The 18,352-nt window shown below is 66.1% G+C and carries 15 protein-coding genes and 2 pseudogenes; 12 read left to right on the top strand and 5 right to left on the bottom strand.

The features are described 5' to 3' along the window. Positions 1–5 precede the first annotated feature (5 nt). The gene (locus tag ACZ5KU_RS12305; protein ID WP_464737402.1) at positions 6–2,063 is read right to left on the bottom strand and encodes an ATP-binding cassette domain-containing protein; all 2,058 of its coding nucleotides are present in this window, start codon (positions 2,061–2,063) and stop codon (positions 6–8) included. Positions 2,064–2,290: 227 nt separating this feature from the next. Beyond that, entirely contained in the window at positions 2,291–3,346 is a 1,056-nt protein-coding gene (locus ACZ5KU_RS12300; RefSeq protein WP_054060787.1) for an NAD(P)-dependent alcohol dehydrogenase, read from the bottom strand. Between the two features lie 440 nt (positions 3,347–3,786). Here ACZ5KU_RS12300 and ACZ5KU_RS12295 point away from each other — a divergent pair, with 440 nt between their 5' ends. The 9 genes and pseudogenes from ACZ5KU_RS12295 (at position 3,787) to codA (ending at position 12,792) form a co-directional block, all read left to right on the top strand. Beyond that, a complete protein-coding gene (locus ACZ5KU_RS12295) occupies positions 3,787–3,945 on the top strand; it encodes a hypothetical protein (protein WP_160319901.1) in 159 nt (52 codons plus the stop codon). A gap of 37 nt (positions 3,946–3,982) precedes the next feature. Continuing rightward, positions 3,983–5,214, top strand: a pseudogene (locus ACZ5KU_RS12290) (alpha/beta hydrolase). A gap of 73 nt (positions 5,215–5,287) precedes the next feature. Next, positions 5,288–6,190: a LysR substrate-binding domain-containing protein gene (locus tag ACZ5KU_RS12285; RefSeq protein WP_054060785.1), complete on the top strand. Its 903-nt coding sequence runs from the start codon at positions 5,288–5,290 to the stop codon at positions 6,188–6,190. A 155-nt stretch (positions 6,191–6,345) separates the two neighbouring features. Then, positions 6,346–7,271 (top strand): annotated as a pseudogene (locus tag ACZ5KU_RS12280) (AEC family transporter). 74 nt (positions 7,272–7,345) lie between these two features. Next, positions 7,346–8,194: an AraC family transcriptional regulator gene (locus ACZ5KU_RS12275; RefSeq protein WP_054060783.1), complete on the top strand. Its 849-nt coding sequence runs from the start codon at positions 7,346–7,348 to the stop codon at positions 8,192–8,194. A gap of 48 nt (positions 8,195–8,242) precedes the next feature. Further along, entirely contained in the window at positions 8,243–8,629 is a 387-nt protein-coding gene (locus ACZ5KU_RS12270) for a cupin domain-containing protein (RefSeq protein ID WP_054060782.1), read from the top strand. A gap of 448 nt (positions 8,630–9,077) precedes the next feature. Then, positions 9,078–10,343, top strand: a complete 1,266-nt coding sequence (gene codB / locus ACZ5KU_RS12265) for a cytosine permease (RefSeq protein ID WP_464737232.1) — start codon at positions 9,078–9,080, stop codon at positions 10,341–10,343. After that, entirely contained in the window at positions 10,340–11,560 is a 1,221-nt protein-coding gene (locus ACZ5KU_RS12260) for a PucR family transcriptional regulator (RefSeq protein WP_464737231.1), read from the top strand. Before codB ends, ACZ5KU_RS12260 begins: the two co-directional genes overlap by 4 nt. Beyond that, positions 11,557–12,792: a cytosine deaminase gene (gene codA / locus ACZ5KU_RS12255; RefSeq protein WP_054060351.1), complete on the top strand. Its 1,236-nt coding sequence runs from the start codon at positions 11,557–11,559 to the stop codon at positions 12,790–12,792. The genes ACZ5KU_RS12260 and codA overlap by 4 nt, the downstream gene beginning before the upstream one ends. A 347-nt stretch (positions 12,793–13,139) precedes the next feature. Here codA and ACZ5KU_RS12250 read toward each other — a convergent pair whose 3' ends face one another. Further along, positions 13,140–13,826 carry a GNAT family N-acetyltransferase gene (locus ACZ5KU_RS12250; protein ID WP_206542425.1) on the bottom strand — a complete coding sequence of 229 codons (687 nt, stop codon included), beginning with the start codon at positions 13,824–13,826 and terminating at the stop codon, positions 13,140–13,142. A 50-nt stretch (positions 13,827–13,876) separates the two neighbouring features. Beyond that, positions 13,877–14,284, bottom strand: a complete 408-nt coding sequence (locus tag ACZ5KU_RS12245) for an MAPEG family protein (RefSeq protein ID WP_054062603.1) — start codon at positions 14,282–14,284, stop codon at positions 13,877–13,879. A gap of 92 nt (positions 14,285–14,376) precedes the next feature. Between ACZ5KU_RS12245 and ACZ5KU_RS12240 the strand changes: the two genes are divergently transcribed. From ACZ5KU_RS12240 to ACZ5KU_RS12230, 3 genes are all read left to right on the top strand, one after another. After that, on the top strand, positions 14,377–15,339 hold the full coding sequence (locus tag ACZ5KU_RS12240; RefSeq protein WP_054060354.1) for a GlxA family transcriptional regulator: 963 nt from the start codon (positions 14,377–14,379) through the stop codon (positions 15,337–15,339). Between the two features lie 115 nt (positions 15,340–15,454). Beyond that, entirely contained in the window at positions 15,455–16,096 is a 642-nt protein-coding gene (locus tag ACZ5KU_RS12235; RefSeq protein WP_054062604.1) for a DUF2239 family protein, read from the top strand. Positions 16,097–16,119: 23 nt separating this feature from the next. Beyond that, entirely contained in the window at positions 16,120–17,466 is a 1,347-nt protein-coding gene (locus ACZ5KU_RS12230) for an alpha/beta fold hydrolase (RefSeq protein WP_464737230.1), read from the top strand. A 1-nt stretch (position 17,467) separates the two neighbouring features. Here ACZ5KU_RS12230 and ACZ5KU_RS12225 read toward each other — a convergent pair whose 3' ends face one another. Further along, positions 17,468–18,334 carry an AraC family transcriptional regulator gene (locus ACZ5KU_RS12225; protein ID WP_054061235.1) on the bottom strand — a complete coding sequence of 289 codons (867 nt, stop codon included), beginning with the start codon at positions 18,332–18,334 and terminating at the stop codon, positions 17,468–17,470. Positions 18,335–18,352 lie beyond the last annotated feature (18 nt).

The following is an 18,352-nucleotide window of genomic DNA, read 5'->3' as shown; positions in this document are numbered from 1 at the left end:
CGGGGTTACTCCTGAATGAAACGATGACGTTTGCGAAGGGAAGCCTGGATGATCCGGTCCGGTACCAGGGCACAGAAAACGATAGCGATGCCGGCGAGAACGCCCTCACCGCCCTTGATGTTGCGCAGCGCGGTCATGACGTCGTAGCCCAGGCCACCCGCGCCGATCAGCGCTGCGACGACCACCATCGACAGGCTCATGACGATGGTCTGGTTGACGCCCAGCAGCAGCGAACCGGCCGCCAGGGGCAACTCGACCCGGGTCAGCGTCTGCCAGGGTGTCGCCCCATGGGCCACGGCTGCCTCCACCGCCGCCTTGGGCACCTCCTGGATGCCGAGAGCGGTGAGACGAATCATCGGTGCCAGGGCGAAGACCACCGTGGCGATGACCGCAGGCGTCTTGCCCACGGAAAAGAACGCCACCGCCGGAATCAGGTAGACGAAGGTCGGCAGGGTCTGCATGACGTCCAGCCATGGCGTGATCAGGCGCCGCGCCAGGGGCCGCTTGGCCAGCAGGATGCCGGTGGGAATGCCGATCAGCAGCGACAGCAGCACGGAGGCGCCAACCAGGGCGATGGTCGAGACGGTGTGTTCCCAGAAGCCGAACAGGCCGATATAGCCCAGAGCCAGGGCACAGGTCAGGGCCAGCGGCGCACCGGCGCTGCGCCAGGCCAGGTAGACCAGCGCCAGCGCAGGCACCGGCCAGGGGATCCAGCTCAATGCGCCTTCCACGCCCTCGATGACCGAGCGCACCGCGACAATCACCCCGACGAAGGCGCTTTCGAAGGTCAGTTGGGACCAGCCGATCAACCGGTCGATGCCACCCGCAATCGCCAGCATGCTGTCGCGGTCGGCCGGAAACTGCAGCCAGACACCGGCCGCGTCAGGGGTGAAGGCGCGCCACAGGGTCAGCACCTGGCTTGCCAGCAACAGGGCTGCGGGCAATGCCCAGGCGTGCGGCGCACGGCCCTGAGCGTGACGGCTCAACCCGGCACTGGCGGCGCGGTTGCCCAGCAGTACGGCCAGGGCAACGGCCACGCCCACGCTGGAACCGCTGCGCCAACTGCCGCCAAGCAATGCCAACGATGCCAGTTCGATCAGCAGTGCCAGCCAGAACAGCCCATTGCGTCCGACCGCGGCCAACGCAGCCGGGCCCAGCAGCCAGGAAGTGAGGCCCGTCTTGCCCGATACGGTCTGCGTCACGTGCGCCGGTGCTGCGTCCTCTGGCGCGCCGGGCACCGCCAACGGCGCGGCAGCGCGCGGCCGCTCATCGAAGAAGTCCGCCACGCCGGCATCCGCCGGGTGTTCGAGCAGTTCCTGCGGCGTGCCGACCTGGATCAGCTCGCCAGCGCGCAACACGGCAATGCGATCGGCCAGGCGCAGGGCCTCGCCCGGGTCATGGGTGACCAGCAAGGTGGTGATGCCGCGCTCACGTACCAGTTGCAGGAAGCGCCCCTGGAGGTCGCGGCGGATGGTCGGGTCCAGGGCGCTGAACGGCTCATCCATCAGCAGGATGTCGGGCTCGGTCACCAACGCCCGCGCCAGTCCGACCCGTTGCTGCATACCGCCGGACAGCTCATGGGGAAAATGCTCGCCCCACTCCGCCAGCCCCACCGCCTGCAATTGTCGCTGTGCCGCAGCCAGCCGGGCGGCCTCCGGCTCGCCGCGCAGTTCGAGGGGCAGGGCCACGTTGTCACGCACGCTGCGATGGGGCAACAGGCCGAAATGCTGGAACACCATGCCGATGCGCTGCGAGCGCAACTCGCGCAGCGCCTGGGCCGACAGGCTGCCCAGGGCCGTGCCCTCGATCAGCACCTCGCCGCTGCTCGGTTCGATCAACCGGTTGACGTGGCGCAACAGTGTCGACTTGCCGCTGCCCGATGTACCCATCAGGCACAGCACTTCGCCGCGCCGTACCGCCAGGCTCACGTGCTCCACGGCATTGTTCGAGGTGTGCCGCCCATTGCCGGCATAGCACTTGGTCACGCCGCGGAACTCCAACGCGATATCGCAGGCCAAGGACGGCAGCGGGGAGAGGGTTGGCGCGTGGGAAGGCACCGGCACGGCAGCACTCTCCCGGCCCCTGGCAATCAGTTGGTATTCACTAGCGCTCACGTGTGCCCCTGGAATTCATAAACTTTCCAGGTGTACATGGCAGACTTCATGCCAACCATAAAATCATTGAAATACAATGACTTGCCAACATATCAGCGCAACGCGCCTGCTGCTAAACCAGCATCGCTGCCCGCCAACTGTTGGCTGGCGAACAGCGTTTGCACTTCAGTCGGCGATCAGCGCTGCGGGTTCAGGGTGGCGTTGTCGATGACGAAACGGTACTTCACCTCGCCCTTGAGCATGCGCTCGTAGGCATCGTTGATCTCGTCGGCGCGGATCAGTTCGATGTCGGCGGTAATCCCGTGTTCGGCGCAGAAATCCAGCATTTCCTGGGTTTCGGGGATGCCGCCGATCATCGAGCCGGCAATGGTGCGACGCTTCATGATCATGTTGAACACGTTGGGCGACGGATGCGGCGAAGCCGGTGCGCCGACCAGCGACAGGGCACCGTCACGCTTGAGCAGGACCAGGAACGCATCGAGGTCGTGCGGGGCAGCCACCGTGTTGAGGATCAGGTCGAAGCTCTTGGCATGGGCGGCCATCTCGTGGGCATCACGCGACACCACCACTTCATCCGCGCCCAGCGCCTGGGCGGCCTCGCGCTTGGAGGCCGAGGTGGTGAAGGCCACCACGTGCGCGCCCATGGCGTGGGCCAACTTGATACCCATGTGCCCCAGGCCACCGATACCGACCACACCGATCTTCTTGCCGGGCCCGGCATTCCAGTGCCGCAACGGCGAATAGGTGGTGATGCCGGCACACAGCAGCGGCGCAACAGCGGCCAACTGGTTTTCCGGGTGAGCGATGCGCAGGACATAACGTTCATGCACGACGATCTTTTCCGAGTAGCCACCCTGGGTCCAGCCCGGGGCATCGGGCGTCGGGAAGTTGTAGGTGCCGATCATCCCGTCGCAATAGTTCTCCAGGCCCTCGTCGCAGTCGGCGCAATGCCTGCAACTGTCGACGATGCAGCCGACCCCGACCAGGTCGCCGGCCTTGAAGCCGCTGACGTGGGCGCCGACCGCACTGACGCGACCGACGATTTCGTGGCCGGGTACGCAGGGATAACGGGTACCCTCCCACTCGGAACGCACCTGGTGCAGGTCGGAATGGCAGACGCCGCAGAAGGCGATGTCGATCTGGACATCGTGGGCACCGGGCGCACGACGGGTGATCTGCAGGGATTGGAGTGGTTTATCGCCCGCATGGGCACCATAGGCATGCACTTGCATCGGAATTTTCCTCTGGCCGTGAATCGAACGGGCGGTTGCACGCGGCAACGACCCGGCTACCCATATTCACAGGGAGGCGGCGGACCGCAGTAGCGCAATCCGGTCGTATTCTTGCCTGATCCTCTCGATAGCACAGGCAAGACCGGAGAGGACACTGGACTATCGGCCGATCGGCATGGAGCGCAGGTCCTGATCCGCCACAACGGTTCGAAAATCTTCTCCTGCCCGGGCAGGCCAGGCATGAACCGGGACGGCGCTGCTGCACAGGCAGCAGGCCAGCAGCAATCGATGCTTCCCCACCATCATCCGCCTCTCCCCGCCCATCCCTGCCGTTCCCGCAGGCCACGTCCTGCAAGGGCTGCAGCCTTGCCCGGGGCGCTGGCACACATCCTGCTCACCCCCGGGACTGCCGGCCCGCCCGGTGCCCATGGAGCGACACGATGATGAGAACCGCTGACGCAGCACGCCTACTGATCCTGGCCGCCCTGTTCGGTGGCGCAGTGATCCTGGCTCCGGCACAGCCGCGCCAGGACGGCTTCGCCAATATCGCTCCAGGGCATGCCGCATGGGCCCCCAAGGACTACTGGCCGGGCCCCTGAGCCCTGCCGACGTCTTCATCCAACCAGGAAGCAATCCATGAAACTGCCGTTCAAGCTGGCCTGCGGTGCCGGCCTTCTCGCCCTGTCGCTGCAGACCCTGGCCGCCGTGCATGCGCCACGCCCGGATCCGCAACAGGGCGATGGCCGCGTGTCGCCCTTCTACACCTGGCAACAGGAGATTCCGGCCCAACCCGGCAAGCTGCTGCGCAGCGAGCCTCTGCCGGTACAACTGAGCCTGGCCGAGGCCGGCGCCCAGCAACGCATCCTCTACAGCTCCACCAACGGCATCGACGGCAAGACGCCGATCGTGGTGTCCGGCGCGCTGTTTTTGCCCAAGGGCAAGGCTCCCACCGGTGGCTGGCCGGTGGTGTCCTGGGCCATGGCACGGTTGGCGTGGCGGATATCTGCGCGCCGTCCTGGGCCGGTCGTTCGATCCGTGACGTCAACTACCTCAACGCCTGGCTGCGCGAGGGTTATGCCGTGGTCGCCACCGACTACCAGGGCCTGGGCGTGCCCGGCGGGCATCCGCTGCTCAACAGCCGCGTGGCCGCCTACGGCATTCTCGATGCCGCACGTGCGGTGATCGCCGGCACACCGGGGCTGGCCAACAAGGTGCTGATCGTCGGCCAGTCGCAAGGCGGCGCCGGAGCCTATGCGGCGGCAGCCTATGCGCCGGACTACAGCCCGGCCCTGGGCGTCAAGGGCACGGTGGCCACCGGGGTGATCTACAAGATCACCGATAACAAAACCCGCCCACCGAAGGACCCGAACCAGGTCGATGAAACCCTCGCCTACGGCTTCTACACCCTGCTCGCGCAACAGCAGTACGACCCGAGCATCGATCCGCAGGACTATTTCACCCGCGAGGCCCTGCCGTTCGTGGAGCAGGCCCGTACCAGCTGCCTGGCTGCGCTGGAGGCAGACACCGTGTTCAGCGGTCGGACCCTCGCCAACCCCCGCAAGCAACCCAGCGCCGAAGCCGCGGCAAAACTGCGGCCGTGGATCCAGGCGATCGACTTCCCGACACTGAAGCTCAAGCAGCCGATCTTCATCGGTGCCGGCGAGACCGACCCGAGCACCACCGCGCAAAGCCAGAGCAGCCTGGCCCGCGACAGTTGCGCGGCGGGCAGCGTGGTCGAGGCCCATGTGTATGCCGGGCTGGAACACAGCGGCACGGTCAACGCCTCGCTGAAGGACTCGATTCCCTTCGCCCGCAAGGTGCTCGCCGGTGAACCGATCACGCCGGTCTGCAACCCGACTCCGCAGTAGCCACCGCTTGAGGCGGTACATGCCCGGGGATCAATTGGGGCACAATGGCCACTGATCCCCGGAGCAACGCCCAATGTCCCTACGCGAATTCCGCACCCTGGTCGCCATTGCCCAGTACGGCTCCTTCGCCCGTGCCGCCGAAGCCATCCACCTGACGCAATCGGCGGTCAGCCTGCACGTGAAGAGCCTCGAGGACACCTTCGGCGCGCCATTGTTCGACCGCACCCGGCGTATCCCGCTAATGACGCCGGCCGGTCACCTGGTGCTCGATCGGGCCCGGGAGATCCTGGCGATCCACGACAGCATCGCCGCCGACCTCAGCGACGGTTCACAGCTGCGCGGCACCTTGCGCATCGGCGCGATCCACACAGCCCTGTCCGGCTTCCTGCCGGCCGCGCTGGCGGCACTGAGCGCCGAACATCCGCACCTGCGGGTGAACGTGGCGTCCGGCATGTCCGCTGAGCTGGCCATTCGCATCGACAACGGCGAACTGGATGCGGCCATCACCACCGAGCCGGTCAAGCCCTACCCCTTCGGGCTGGTCAGTACCCCGCTGTACCAGGAAGGGTTCTGGATCGTCGCCCCGGCCAACCTGCCCTGCCGCGATCCGCGCGGCTTGCTGCAGGACTACCCGTTCATCCGCTTCGACCGCCGGGCCTGGGCCGGCAGGACGATAGAGCGGGAACTGCGCAGGCTGCGCATACGGGTACAGACCAGCATGGAACTGGACAGCCAGGACGCCATCCTGCAGATGGTCGCCAGCGGTCTGGGTGTGTCGATCATCCCGCTGTCGCGGCAGAACCTGCCGGCATCGCGCAAGATGCTTTGCCTGCCCTTCGGCGAACCGCAGCAGATGCGCACGGTGGTTCTGCTCGAACGCGAGGATCGCCCGGCGGGACGCTCGGCCCAGGCCCTCGTGCAAGCGGTGCGCACCCAGGCCGGGCACGCGACAACCCATGAGAAATTATCAAGCTAGCGGCAATTTTATATCGTTTTTTATTGTCGATCGTGAACGCTATCGTGGGGCGTTTCGTTGCCATCCGAGAGCGCCATGCCTGCTACCACCGATCAACCGACCCTCACCGCGGAGAAAACCCGACAGCGCCCTCATCCGGCACCGGGAGCCTGTCGATGAACGCCACGCTGATCCTGGCGCTGGTGCCCATCGCCTTGCTGATCGCCCTGGGAGCGTGGTTGCGACATGCCCGCTTTCTCGCCGAAGGCTTCTGGCCCCAGGCCGAACGCCTGGGCTACTACGTGCTGCTGCCGGCGCTGTTCTTCCACGGCCTGTCCAGCGCGCAATTGGGCGACATTCCGGTCAGGGAGATGATTCTCGCGCTGGTGCTGCCCACCCTGGCGGTAGCGGCCATTCTGGTACTGTTACGACGCAACCTGGCCGTCGACGACCCGGCCTTCACCTCGTTGTTCCAGGGTGGCGTGCGCTTCAACAACTACGTCGGAGTCTCCGCTGCCGCCGGGCTGTTCGGCAGCCACGGCATCGCCCTGGCCGCAGTCGCCAATGCAGCCATCGTGCCCACGGTGAACATCCTCTGCGTACTGGTCTTCGCCCGTTATGGGAGTGGTACGAGGCTCGGCCTGGCAGGCGTGGCCCGGCAGCTCGCGCTCAATCCACTGGTGGTGGCCTGTACCCTGGGCATCCTCATGCAGCTCACGGGTACCCGCTTGCCGGCCGGCCTCGAACCGACCCTGAAGGCGCTGGGCCAGGCCTCACTGCCCCTGGGCCTGCTCTGCGTGGGGCCGCCCTGGACCTCGCCGCCTCACGCAGTTGGCTACGACCGGTGGGCGTTTCGTCAGTCGCCAAGTTCATCGCCATGCCCCTGACGACCCTGCTGATCTGCCACCTGCTGGGCCTGCGTGGCGAAGCCGCGATTGCCGCTATCCTGTTCCAGGCACTGCCCACTGCGTCGTCCTCGTACATCATGGCCCGCCAGTTGGGTGGCGATGCGCCGTTGATGGCCGGCATCATCGCCAGCCAGACCCTGCTCGCGGGCATCACCCTGCCGCTGGTGGTCATGGGCTGCACCCAGTGGTTGTAAGGGAGCCGGGGCTGACGCCAACCGGCCATCACGGGTATCGTGGCGCCTGACACCCGCCCCCGGATATCGCACTGATGGACACAGACACACCGCCCCCCGTCTCGGACTGGGTGGTACGCAACGCACAACCCGGACGAGTGGAACGGATCGAAGCCTGGTTCGGCGGCCACGGCTACGATCCGCACCGCCATGACACCTATTCCATCGGCCGCACGCTCGCCGGCGTGCAGAGCTTCCACTACAAGGGCTCGCTGCGCCATGGCATCCCCGGCAACACCCTCGTCCTGCACCCCGATGAGCTGCACGACGGCATGGCCGGTACCGAGGCCGGCTTTCGCTATCGCATGGCCTACGTCGACCCGGCGTTGATCCAGCAGGTGCTCGGCGGCGAGCCGCTGCCGTACATCGCCGGCGGGCTTTCCCAGGATCCGCGCCTGTATCACGCCAGCGAGGCGTTCGTGCAAGGCATGGATCATCCGCTCGATACCCTGGAGGAACAGGACGCCCTGTTCGACCTGGCCATGGCCCTGCGGGCGGTCGCCGGCAAGCCCCGTGGACGCAAGCGCCTGGACTACCCGGCGGCCGAACGGGCCAGGGAGTTCATCGTGGCGCACCTGAACCAGGAGATTACCCTGGAGATGCTCGAGCACGTCAGCGGCCGCGAGCGCTGGAGCCTGTCCCGGGATTTCCGGGTCCTGTATGGCACCAGCCCCTATCGCTTCGTGACCCTGCGCCGCCTGGACCAGTTCCGCCGACTGATCCTCGACGGTTTCACCCTGGTCGACGCCGCCCTGATCAGCGGTTTCCACGACCAGAGCCACATGACCCGCCACTTCACCCGCTGCTACGGAGTCCCGCCTTCACGCTGGCTGGAGCGCCTGCGAGCCAGCGGCCGACTTGCAGGATCGTACAAGTGCCACTGATCAGCCTTTGGCTAGACTGACGGCTCCCATTCATAAAGAGGATTCGTCATGTCCCATTCCCTGCCCGAGCCGAGCCTGCAAGCCGTGAACCTGGCCCACAAGGTGTCGCTGATCGATGAGCACTGGAGTCCGAAAGTGGTCGCCGAGATGAACGACTATCAGTTCAAGGTGGTGCGCATCGAGGGTGAGTTCATCTGGCATTCCCACCCGGAAACCGACGAGGCGTTCATCGTGCTGGACGGGACCCTGCGCATCGATCTGCCCCATGGCAGCGTGTACGTCGGCCCGGGCGAGCTGTATGTGGTGCCGCGCGGCGTGGAACACCGGACGGCCGCCGACAGCGAGGCCCGGCTGATGATCATCGAGCCGCGGGGCATTGTGAACACAGGCCATGAGGGCGGCGAGCTGACGGCGCCCAACGATCTCTGGATCTGAGTCAGAGCGACCAGGGCCGTGCCCCTCACCGGCTTCAGAGACAGGCCCAGGTGAGGCCGGCCAGGGCTGCGGCCAGCAGGTATCCGCAACCGGGTTGGAACAGCAGCAACAGCACCGTCACCCCCAAGGCTTGTGTAACCGCTTGCCGGGGGTGAGCCAAAGACAGTTGGCTGCCATAGGCAGGGAGCGTGCACCGCCGAACACTGCGGCAAAAAAATGTTACGACAATGGACTCACTTGGTGCACACTCGCCCCGCCTTGAAGCATCCTGCACATATTCAACGGTGATTTCCCCCTAAAAATGTGCGCTTCGCACATAAAACAATGTCAGACCTGCCCGCTTTTTCTGCCCGTCCCGAGCCGCTGAAAGTGGGCCTGGTTATTGCTCATGCCCAGGCAACGCAAGCCCACCTTTCATTGCACCGTTTTTCGGTTCGGAGAAAAGCACATGAGTTCCACCGGCGAATTTCCCCTGAGTGAAGCCCCCTTCCATGCCCGCAAGGGACTGCTGTCCATTTCCATGGTGCTGTTCAGCTTCACCTTCTTCACCGGCACCATGTTCGCCGGCGGCAAACTGGGCATGGCCTTCAATTTCGTCGACATGCTGTGGGTCGCGGCCATCGGGAACAGCCTGCTGGCGCTGTATGCCGCGGTGCTGGCCTTGATCGCCTCGCGCAGCGGCCTCAATACCGTCCTGATGGGTCGCTTCTGCTTCGGCGAAGCCGGTAGCCGCCTGTCCGACTTCATCCTCGGTTTCGCCGAACTGGGCTGGTACGCCTGGGGTACCGCCACCGTGGCCATCGTGCTGGTGAAGATGCTCGGGCTGGCGAGCGGCCTGACCATTCCATTGATGATCCTGTTCGGCCTGGGCTTCAGCCTGACCGCGATCATCGGCTACAAGGGCCTGGACGTGCTGTCGCGGGTTTCGGTACCGCTGATGTTCATCCTGCTGGTGATCTCGATGGTCATCGCCACCCGCAAGATCGGCGGCCTGCAGGGCCTGGCCGCAGTGATCCCGCATGAGGCCATGAGCTTTTCCGCAGCGGTGACCATGGTCTTCGGCACCTTCGCCAGCGGCGCTACCCAGGCCACCAACTGGACCCGGCTGGCGCGCAGCGGACGGGTCGCGGTCATCGCCAGCGTGATCAGCTTCCTGGTCGGCAACGGCCTGATGATCGTCGCCGGCGCCTGGTGCGCGATCGTCTACCAGCAGGCCGACATCGTCGAGGTGATGATGTTGCAGGGGCTGTCCTTCGCCGCCGTGGTCATGCTCTGCCTGAACCTGTGGACCATCCAGGGCCCGACCATCTACAACGTCTCGGCCGCGGCCTGCCACCTGCTGCGCAGCGAGCGTCGTCGCAGCATGACCCTGGCCGCGGCCGGTGTCGGCATCCTGCTGGCCATCGGCGGCATGTACGAAATGCTCATCCCGTTCCTGGTGCTGCTCGGCTCGATCATCCCGCCGATCGGCGGCGTGATCATGGCCGATTTCTGGTACCGCCATCGCGGCAAGTATCCGCAACTGGCGAGCGTCAAGCTGCCGCGCTACAACTTCAATGGGCTGGTGGCCTATGCCGTCGGCGCCCTGCTGGCGTACAGCTCGCCCTGGGTTGCGCCACTGGTGGGCATCGCCGCCTCCGCGGTGTGCTACATCGGCCTGGTGGAACTGCGTGGCCGGGACAGTGCCCTTCACCCCATGCAAGGTGGTCAATGAGCCTGACGGTCGAGGAAATCCTCAAGCTCCCCGGGCTTGAGGAACTGCGCGTCCGTGCCGGCGCCGCTCACCTGCAGCGCAGCGTGCGCTGGCCCTACGTGGCCGAGAACGAAGGCATCGCCGAGTGGGTGATGGGCGGCGAACTGGTGTTCGTCACCGGCATCAACCACAGCCGCGAGGAAGGCAACCTGCTCAGCCTGGTCGAGGATGGGGTCGCCGTCGGCATCGCCGGGCTGGTGATTCTCACCGGCGAGGCCTTCATCCAGCGCATTCCCCAGGCGGTCATCGAGCGCGCCGAACAGCTCGGCCTGCCGCTGATCGAGCAACCCTACCTGCTGAAGATGGTGGTGGTCACCCACGCCATCGGTACCGCGCTGGCGCACATGGCCCAGGCCAGGCGCTCGCGGCAGGACATTCTCGGCCAGTTGCTGACCGGCGACTACCCGAGCCTGGCCATCGCCCGCCAGCGCGCCGCCCATGCGCAACTGCCGGTCGAGGGACTGCGGCGCCTGCTGGCCTTGCGGCTGTCGGCGGTCAACCTGCTGTTCGAGCGCCACGCGCCCGACCAGGCGGAACAGTTGCTGCAAAAGACCCGCCAGGCGTTGCAGGATCACCTGGAAGCCTGGAGCCGCCAGCAACCCGAACCACTGCCGGTGATCCTGCAAGGCGACCTGTTCGTGCTGCTGCTCGCCGACCATGCCGAACTACCCCAGGCCCTCACGGCGCTGTATCGCAGCGCCAGCGGGCAGATCGGCGAGCTGAACCTGTTCATGGGCCTGGCCAGCCGCGTCGAGGACTGCGGGCAGTATCGCCGGGCCCTGGGCGAGGCCCGCCAGGCGCTGGACGTCGCCGAAAGCCTGCGCCCGGCCAGTGGCCTGTGCGACTTCAGCGAGCTGGGGGTGCTGCGCCTGCTGCAGGGTATCGGCGACCGCACACTGATCGATGACTTCGTCAGGCAGACCCTCGGCCCGCTGATCGGCACCGGGCGCAAGCAGCCGCTGACCCTGCTCAGAACCCTCGACGCTCTGCTCCAGGAAAACGCCAACACCTTCAAGGCGGCCAGCCGCCTGCAGATCCACCGCAACACGCTGGCCCAACGTATCCAGCGCATCGAACAACAAAGCGGGCAATCACTGGACGACCCGCTGTTTCGCATGAATGCCGCCGTGGCCCTGCTGGCCTGGCGCATGACTCAAACCTGTAAGGAGCCTGCATGAACATCATCAATGCCCGCCTGCGCGGCAAGACCGGCCTCTATCGCATCGAACTCGACGGCGAGCGCATCGGCGCCATCGTCGCCCAGCCCGGCGTGGCCCAGGCACAAGCGGCGGACCTGGACGCCGACCAGAACCTGGTCACCGCGCCCTTCATCGAACCGCACATCCACCTCGACGCCACGCTGACTGCCGGCGAACCGAGCTGGAACATGAGCGGTACGCTGTTCGAGGGCATCGAGCGCTGGGCCGAACGCAAGGCCCTGGTCACCCATGAAGACACCAAGACCCGCGCACGCAAGACCATCGACATGCTGGTCGACCACGGTATCCAGCACGTGCGCACCCACGTCGACGTCACCGACCCGACCCTGGCCGCACTCAAGGCCATGGTCGAAGTCCGCGAGCAAACCCGCCACCTGATCGACCTGCAGATCGTCGCCTTCCCCCAGGAAGGCATCGAGTCGTACAAGAATGGCCGTGAGCTGATGACCGAGGCCGTGGCGCTGGGTGCCGACGTGGTCGGCGGCATTCCGCACTTCGAGAACACCCGCGACCAGGGCGTGTCCTCGGTGAAGTTCCTGATGGACCTGGCCGAGCGCACCGGCTGCCTGGTCGACGTGCACTGCGACGAGACCGACGACCCGCAGTCGCGCTTCCTCGAAGTGCTCGCCGAAGAGGCGCGGGTTCGCGACATGGGTAGCAGGGTCACCGCCAGCCACACCGTGGCGATGGGTTCCTACGACAACGCCTATTGCTCCAAGCTGTTCCGCCTGCTCAAGCTGTCCGGGCTCAACTTCGTCTCCTGCCCGACCGAGAGCATCCACCTGCAAGGACGTTTCGACACCTTTCCCAAGCGCCGTGGCGTCACCCGCGTGGCCGAACTGGACCGGGCCGGCCTGAACGTCTGCTTCGGCCAGGACTCCATCGTCGACCCCTGGTACCCCCTGGGCAACGGCAACATCCTGCGAGTGCTCGAAGCCGGCCTGCACATCTGTCACATGCTCGGCTACCAGGACCTCACCCGCGCCCTGGACCTGATCACCGACAACAGCGCCCGTACCCTGAACCTCGGCGAGCGCTACGGCATCGAGACCGGGCGCCCGGCCAACCTGCTGATCCTGTCGGCACCGGACGACTACGAGATGATCCGCCGCCAGGGCCAGGTGCTGGTGTCGATCCGCGCGGGCAAGGTGCTGCTCAAGCGGACGCCGGCGACGGTGCAGCGCTATTGATCCTGATCGCCAGGTTTCCCCCATCCGGCCGGGTATGACGAAGGATTGTCCACCCGGCAGGCCCAGCCATTACCGGTACGGAAAAACATCCGCCTGTGACAGCCCACGGGAGCGGGCGTACGCCACCAGCAACTGACTGACCAAGTGGACGCATGGCCCCTGGCAACGCTGCTTTCCTCGCGCGAGAGGGCACCGGTGCGGAGCACCCGTGGGCCTACTGTAGGGGTGGCATGCACTGTGTCATCCAACAATAGCCGACCGGGTCGGTATGGGGTCAGGCCATGCCTCTATTGAAGATCGCCGTTAACCAGATGCGCCCCTCCCGGGCGGGGCCGGGGCACGAGGGTTCAAGCGGCAGAGGGGTCGGCAGTGCAGCCGATCCTCCATAACGAAAACACCTGCCGGGTTTCGAACCCCAACCGCCGATAGAGCGAGACAGCCGACCGGTTGTGACTGAACACATGCAGAAACGGCAGGTCACCACGCCTCAGGATATCGCGGCGCAGGCTGTTCATCAGCCGCGCGGCCAGACCTCGCCCCCTGTAGGCCTCGTCCACGCAGACAGCGCTGATCTCGATGAAGCCGTCGAGCCGCATCCGTTCACCGGCCATGGCGATCAATCGCCCTTGATCACGCAGGCCAATGTAGCGGCCCATTTCACCAGTGCGTTGGCCGAACGGGCCGGGGCGGGTCTGCTGCGCCAGCTGCAGCATCGCCGCGGTATCCGCAGGCCCTAGGCACTGCAGATCCTTTTCGTCGACCGAAGCGGGAGGGTCGATGGCGACCATCTGCAGTATCTCGCCCAGCGCCTGCACCGGCAGTGCCTCCAGCGGCGGGCAGGTGCTGATCGTCTGCATCAGCACAGGGCCGGTTTCGCCAATAAGTCGGCCAAGTGCCTGAAACGCCTCCGGGCTCGGGCTCGCCACTGCCGCAAAGGGACTGACCGCCGGCAGATAGCGCCGGGCCAGGCAACCGCCCTCCCCCAGTTCGCGTTGCCGGCCCGTCAGCGCATGCCAAGTCGGATTATCGAGCATCACCTCGTTCCTGTTCATCGTCTGCCTACCCTTCAAGGTGGTTAAAACCATCAGCCCAACTGGCCGATCAGGGTAAAGGCGAAGACCAGCGTCGCCGCGAAACCCACTAGGAAGGCCAGGGTGCGCAAGCCTGCGATACCGCCGGTGTACACCGCGAAATGCACCAGCCGCGCGCCCAGGAAGACCTTGGCCGCCATGACCGTGGCCGGGGTACTGATGCCCAGCGTGGCAGCAGTCAGCACCAGCGGCGCGAACACCGCCAGGTTCTCGATCGCATTGGCATGGGCCAGACGTGCCCGCTGTGCCCAGCGCGGCCCCTGCGGCTTGGCCGGGTCGGGGTTGCCCAAGGCCGAGGCCAGCCCCTGCATCCTTGCCCGGGCCAGGGTGTAGGGCAGCCACATCAGCGCGGTAGCCAGCACGACAAGGGTGAATGAGTAGAGTTCGCAGGTGAGTTTCATGAGTGCGTTCCAGATGGGAGACGCGACCAGTCTGTTGCGCTTGAGGCGAATGAGCTATGTTCATAAATGACTTTTTTACGATCATTCACGACATGAAAATCGATATTCTGGTACTTGATGGCGTCTTCGACACCGGCCTGACTGCGCTGCTGGATACCTTCGCGACCGCCAATGAACTGATGGCCCGGAGCGGCGATGCCAAAACGCCTTTCGAGGTTCGCCTGACCGGCCTGCACAGCCCCGTATGCACAGCCATGGGGCTCACCACCCTGGTCGAGGACCCAGCGTGCGGACACCGCCCCGACTGGGTGATCGTGCCGGCGATCAACACCAAGCAACCCGAGCGGCTGCTGGAGGCGCTGAACCGCCGGGACGTGATAGACGCCAAGGCCCGCCTGCGCGACTGGCACGCAGCCGGCATCCCGATCGCCTCGGCCTGCCTGGGCACCTTCATCCTGGCTGATGCCGGCCTGTTGGACGGGCACAGGGCAACTACCAGTTGGCCCCTGGCAACCCTGTTTCGCCAACGCTACCCGAAGGTCGAGCTGGACGATTCGCACATGGTTATCGCCTGCGACAACCTGGTGACCGCCGGGGCTGCCATGGGCCATCTGGACCTGGCACTCTGGCTGGTACGCCAGGCCAGTCCCGATCTGGCAGCACGGGTGGCACGCTTCCTGTTGATCGACACCCGTGCCTCCCAGGGCCAATACATCATTCCCGACCACCTGGCCCATGCCGACGCACTGATCCAGCGTTTCGAGCGCTGGGCCCGCAGACGCCTGGCCCTGGGCTTTTCTCTCAAGGAGGCGGCGCAGGCTCTGCACGTCCATCCGCGCACCTTGCAAAGGCGCACCGAGGCGGTCCTGGGCAAATCGCCGCTGGCGTTTTTCCAGGACCTGCGGGTCGAACGGGCCAGGCAACGGGTGGCCAACGGCGGTGATCTGGAGGCCATAGCCGGCGAAGTCGGTTACGCCGATGCCTCAACCCTGCGCAACCTGCTGCGACGCAAACTCGGCCGTGGGGTACGGGAGCTGCGCAACGAAATCAGATAAGGCGGTGTTCCGGCACAAATCGTCAGGCCGTTGAGGCCTAATTATTACCCGGACAATATTGACTAAAAATTAATACCCGGATATTAATAGCCTCCTCACAAGGAGGGATGATCAAATGTCCGAGCTGCTTACAAAACCTGTCACGGCCTTCGAGGCCCATCGTCTATTGAGCGCAGGGCCGCTGGTGGAGGTGGCACTGGCCGTCAAGGCCACTCACGAAAAAGCCCCGGCCAGTCCGGTGCTGGTGTTCGACGACCGCACCGGCCGGGTCATCGACCTGGACCTGCGTGGCACCAAGGCCGACATCATCGAGCGCCTGTCCCAGCCACCCCGGCCATCTGCCGGGCGCTATCGTCCACGCAAGGACGCGCCCACCGTGCCCGCGGCGGACCAGCCCACGGAACCGAAAGGCCGTGGCCGGCCGAAACTCGGCGTGGTGGCCCGCGAAGTGACCCTGCTGCCCCGACAATGGGAATGGCTGGCGGAGCAACCCGGCGGCGCTTCCGCCGTGCTGCGCCGCCTGGTCGACGACGCGCGCAAGAACGGCGGTTCACGCCAGCAGCGGCGCGCGGCCCAGGAGGCCGCCTACCAATTCATGCTGGCCATCGCCGGCGACTTCCCCGACTACGAGGAAGCGACCCGGGCACTGTTCGCCGACGACCGCGCGGGCCTGGAACAACGCCTCGCGACCTGGCCCGAGGATATCCGCGAGCACGCACTGCGTCTGGCCTTCGCCCCCAGGGACAACGCCCGGTAAACCACCCAATGACAGGAGTCACGATGAGCGCCCCCACTGCCCGATGCCATCTCGAGCCGACCCGGGAGGCTGGTCGACGTTTCATTCAGCGAGGCCTTGTCGGCGAAGTGACGATGCTCAACCTGCTGCGCTTTCGCGAAGTCGCCGACTACGGCGCCACCCCCGAACTGGCACCGGCGCCCCCCATCAGTGGCGCCGAGGCCTTCGAGCGTTATATCCGGCACACCCTGCCGCTGCTGCGCCAGACCGGCGGCGAACTGCTTTATCTGGGCAGCGCGCAAGCCTGGCTGATCGGTCCCGAAAACGAACGCTGGGACCGGGTGATGCTGGTACGCCAGAGCAGTGTCGAAGCCTTTCTCGGTTTCGCCAGCCACGCCGGCTACCTCGAAGGCCTCGGCCACCGCACCGCGGCCCTGGAAGACTCGCGTCTGCTGCCGATGACCGCCCCCCCCATTCACCGCTGTCGAAGGAGCCCGCCCATGACCACCCTGCACGCCAATGGCCTGGAACTGGCCTACGACAGTTTCGGCAACCCCCACGACCCGGCGATCCTGCTGATCGCCGGGCTCGGTAGCCAGATGATCCGCTGGAGCGAACCCTTCTGCCGAGCCCTGGCGGTCGAAGGGTTCCGGGTGATTCGCTTCGACAATCGCGACAGCGGCGGCTCGACCCACTTCGGCCAGCACGGCACGCCGGACCTCGGCGCCCTGGTCGCCGCCCTGATGGCCGGGCAACGCCCCCAGGTGCCCTACAGCCTGCACGACATGGCCGGGGATACCCTGGGCCTGCTCGACGCCCTCGCCATCGACCGAGCCCACGTGGTGGGCCGCTCCATGGGCGGCATGATTGCCCAGTTGCTGGCCTGCGAACATCCCGAACGGGTGCTGTCGCTCACCTCGATCATGTCCAGCACCGGCAACCCGGCCCTGCCCCAGGCCGCCCCTGAGGTCATGGCGATGCTGATGCGTCCGGCACCCGACCCGGCCACCGACGAAGCCGCGTTCCTGGCCCACAGCCTGGCATTTGCCCGGCGTATCGCCGGCAGTGGCCAGCCCTTCGACGAAGCAGCCCATCGCGAACTGGTCCTGGAGGAGCGCCGTCGCGCCCGCGGCAGCGGCGGCACGCCACGGCAGATCGCGGCCATCGCCGTCACCGGCGACCTGCGTTCGCGCCTGGTGGCTGTCCGTGCTCCGACGCTGGTCATCCATGGCGCGGACGATCCGCTGATCCTGCCCGCCTGCGGCCAGGACAGCGCGGCGTCGATCCCGGGTGCCGAGTTCCTGCTGATCGAAGGCATGGGTCACGACCTGCCACCCGCGCACTATCCGGCCATCAGCAAAGCGCTCGTGCGCAACGCCCGCCGGGCGTGAATCATTGCCGGTCCGGCTCGCCGGCCAGCACGATGCCCGGCACCCTGGCGAAGTCGCCCTCGCGGGACAGTTCCGCAGTCCGTTCCAGCAGGTAACGCGCCGGCGGCTTGCCGACGGCCTTGCGGAACATGGTGACGAAACCGCTGGAGCTCTCGTAGCCCAGGTCCAGGGCCACGGTCTGCACGCTTTCACCCCGACTCAAGCGGCGCAACGAAAGAATGACATGCAGTTGCCTGCGCCAACGGCCGAAGCTCACCCCGGTCTCCTGCAGCAGCAGGCGGCTCATGCTGCGCTCGCTCATGCCGATGCGGCGCGCCCACTCACCCATGGCAATCCTGGCGCTGGGCTCGGCCAGCAGTGCCTGGGCCAACTGACGCAGGCGCCGATCCCGCGGCATGGGCAGATGCAGGTCTTCCACCGGGGCCTGGCACAGCTCGTCCAGCAGCGTCGCCACCAGCCGCGCCTCACGCCCCTGTTCGGCATACAACTGGGGAAAGCTCGCCGCCCGCAACAGCAGTTCACGCAGCAGCGGCGACACGGTCAGGGTGCAGCAGAACTTCGGCAGGTCCGGTGCGGCATCGGGCTCGACGAACAGGCAGTAGCACTCCGTCTCGCCGGCACTGCGCGCCACATGCTGCAGGCCACCGGGGATCCAGACCGCGCACTGCGGCGGCACGATCCAGACCCCCTCGTCGACCTCGCAACTGAGGATGCCACGCACCGAATACAACAGCTGCGCCTTGCGATGCTGGTGGAGGTCATACTCCCAGCCGTCGGAGACCCGCGAAGCATGCAGGGCATAAACGGGACGGGGGATTTCGTCGACCGCCCCGTAGCCTGCCGGGTCGTCGAAAGGAATCTGTAGCATGCCGGGCTGTCCTTGAAT

The sequence above is a fragment of the Pseudomonas sp. Tof1 genome (assembly GCF_055390395.1).
Note: the sequence above shows the minus strand (reverse complement) of the source record. Positions and strands in the feature narration are given on the sequence as shown.

Excerpts from the sequence above, each read along its gene's own strand:
- ACZ5KU_RS12300 (WP_054060787.1), bottom strand. The coding sequence starts at position 3,346 with ATGCAAGTGCATGCCTATGGTGCCCATGCGGGCGATAAACCACTCCAA.
- ACZ5KU_RS12295 (WP_160319901.1), top strand. The coding sequence starts at position 3,787 with ATGATGAGAACCGCTGACGCAGCACGCCTACTGATCCTGGCCGCCCTG.
- ACZ5KU_RS12285 (WP_054060785.1), top strand. The coding sequence starts at position 5,288 with ATGTCCCTACGCGAATTCCGCACCCTGGTCGCCATTGCCCAGTACGGC.
- ACZ5KU_RS12275 (WP_054060783.1), top strand. The coding sequence starts at position 7,346 with ATGGACACAGACACACCGCCCCCCGTCTCGGACTGGGTGGTACGCAAC.
- ACZ5KU_RS12270 (WP_054060782.1), top strand. The coding sequence starts at position 8,243 with ATGTCCCATTCCCTGCCCGAGCCGAGCCTGCAAGCCGTGAACCTGGCC.
- codB (WP_464737232.1), top strand. The coding sequence starts at position 9,078 with ATGAGTTCCACCGGCGAATTTCCCCTGAGTGAAGCCCCCTTCCATGCC.
- ACZ5KU_RS12260 (WP_464737231.1), top strand. The coding sequence starts at position 10,340 with ATGAGCCTGACGGTCGAGGAAATCCTCAAGCTCCCCGGGCTTGAGGAA.
- codA (WP_054060351.1), top strand. The coding sequence starts at position 11,557 with ATGAACATCATCAATGCCCGCCTGCGCGGCAAGACCGGCCTCTATCGC.
- ACZ5KU_RS12250 (WP_206542425.1), bottom strand. The coding sequence starts at position 13,826 with ATGCTCGATAATCCGACTTGGCATGCGCTGACGGGCCGGCAACGCGAA.
- ACZ5KU_RS12245 (WP_054062603.1), bottom strand. The coding sequence starts at position 14,284 with ATGAAACTCACCTGCGAACTCTACTCATTCACCCTTGTCGTGCTGGCT.
- ACZ5KU_RS12240 (WP_054060354.1), top strand. The coding sequence starts at position 14,377 with ATGAAAATCGATATTCTGGTACTTGATGGCGTCTTCGACACCGGCCTG.
- ACZ5KU_RS12235 (WP_054062604.1), top strand. The coding sequence starts at position 15,455 with ATGTCCGAGCTGCTTACAAAACCTGTCACGGCCTTCGAGGCCCATCGT.
- ACZ5KU_RS12230 (WP_464737230.1), top strand. The coding sequence starts at position 16,120 with ATGAGCGCCCCCACTGCCCGATGCCATCTCGAGCCGACCCGGGAGGCT.
- ACZ5KU_RS12225 (WP_054061235.1), bottom strand. The coding sequence starts at position 18,334 with ATGCTACAGATTCCTTTCGACGACCCGGCAGGCTACGGGGCGGTCGAC.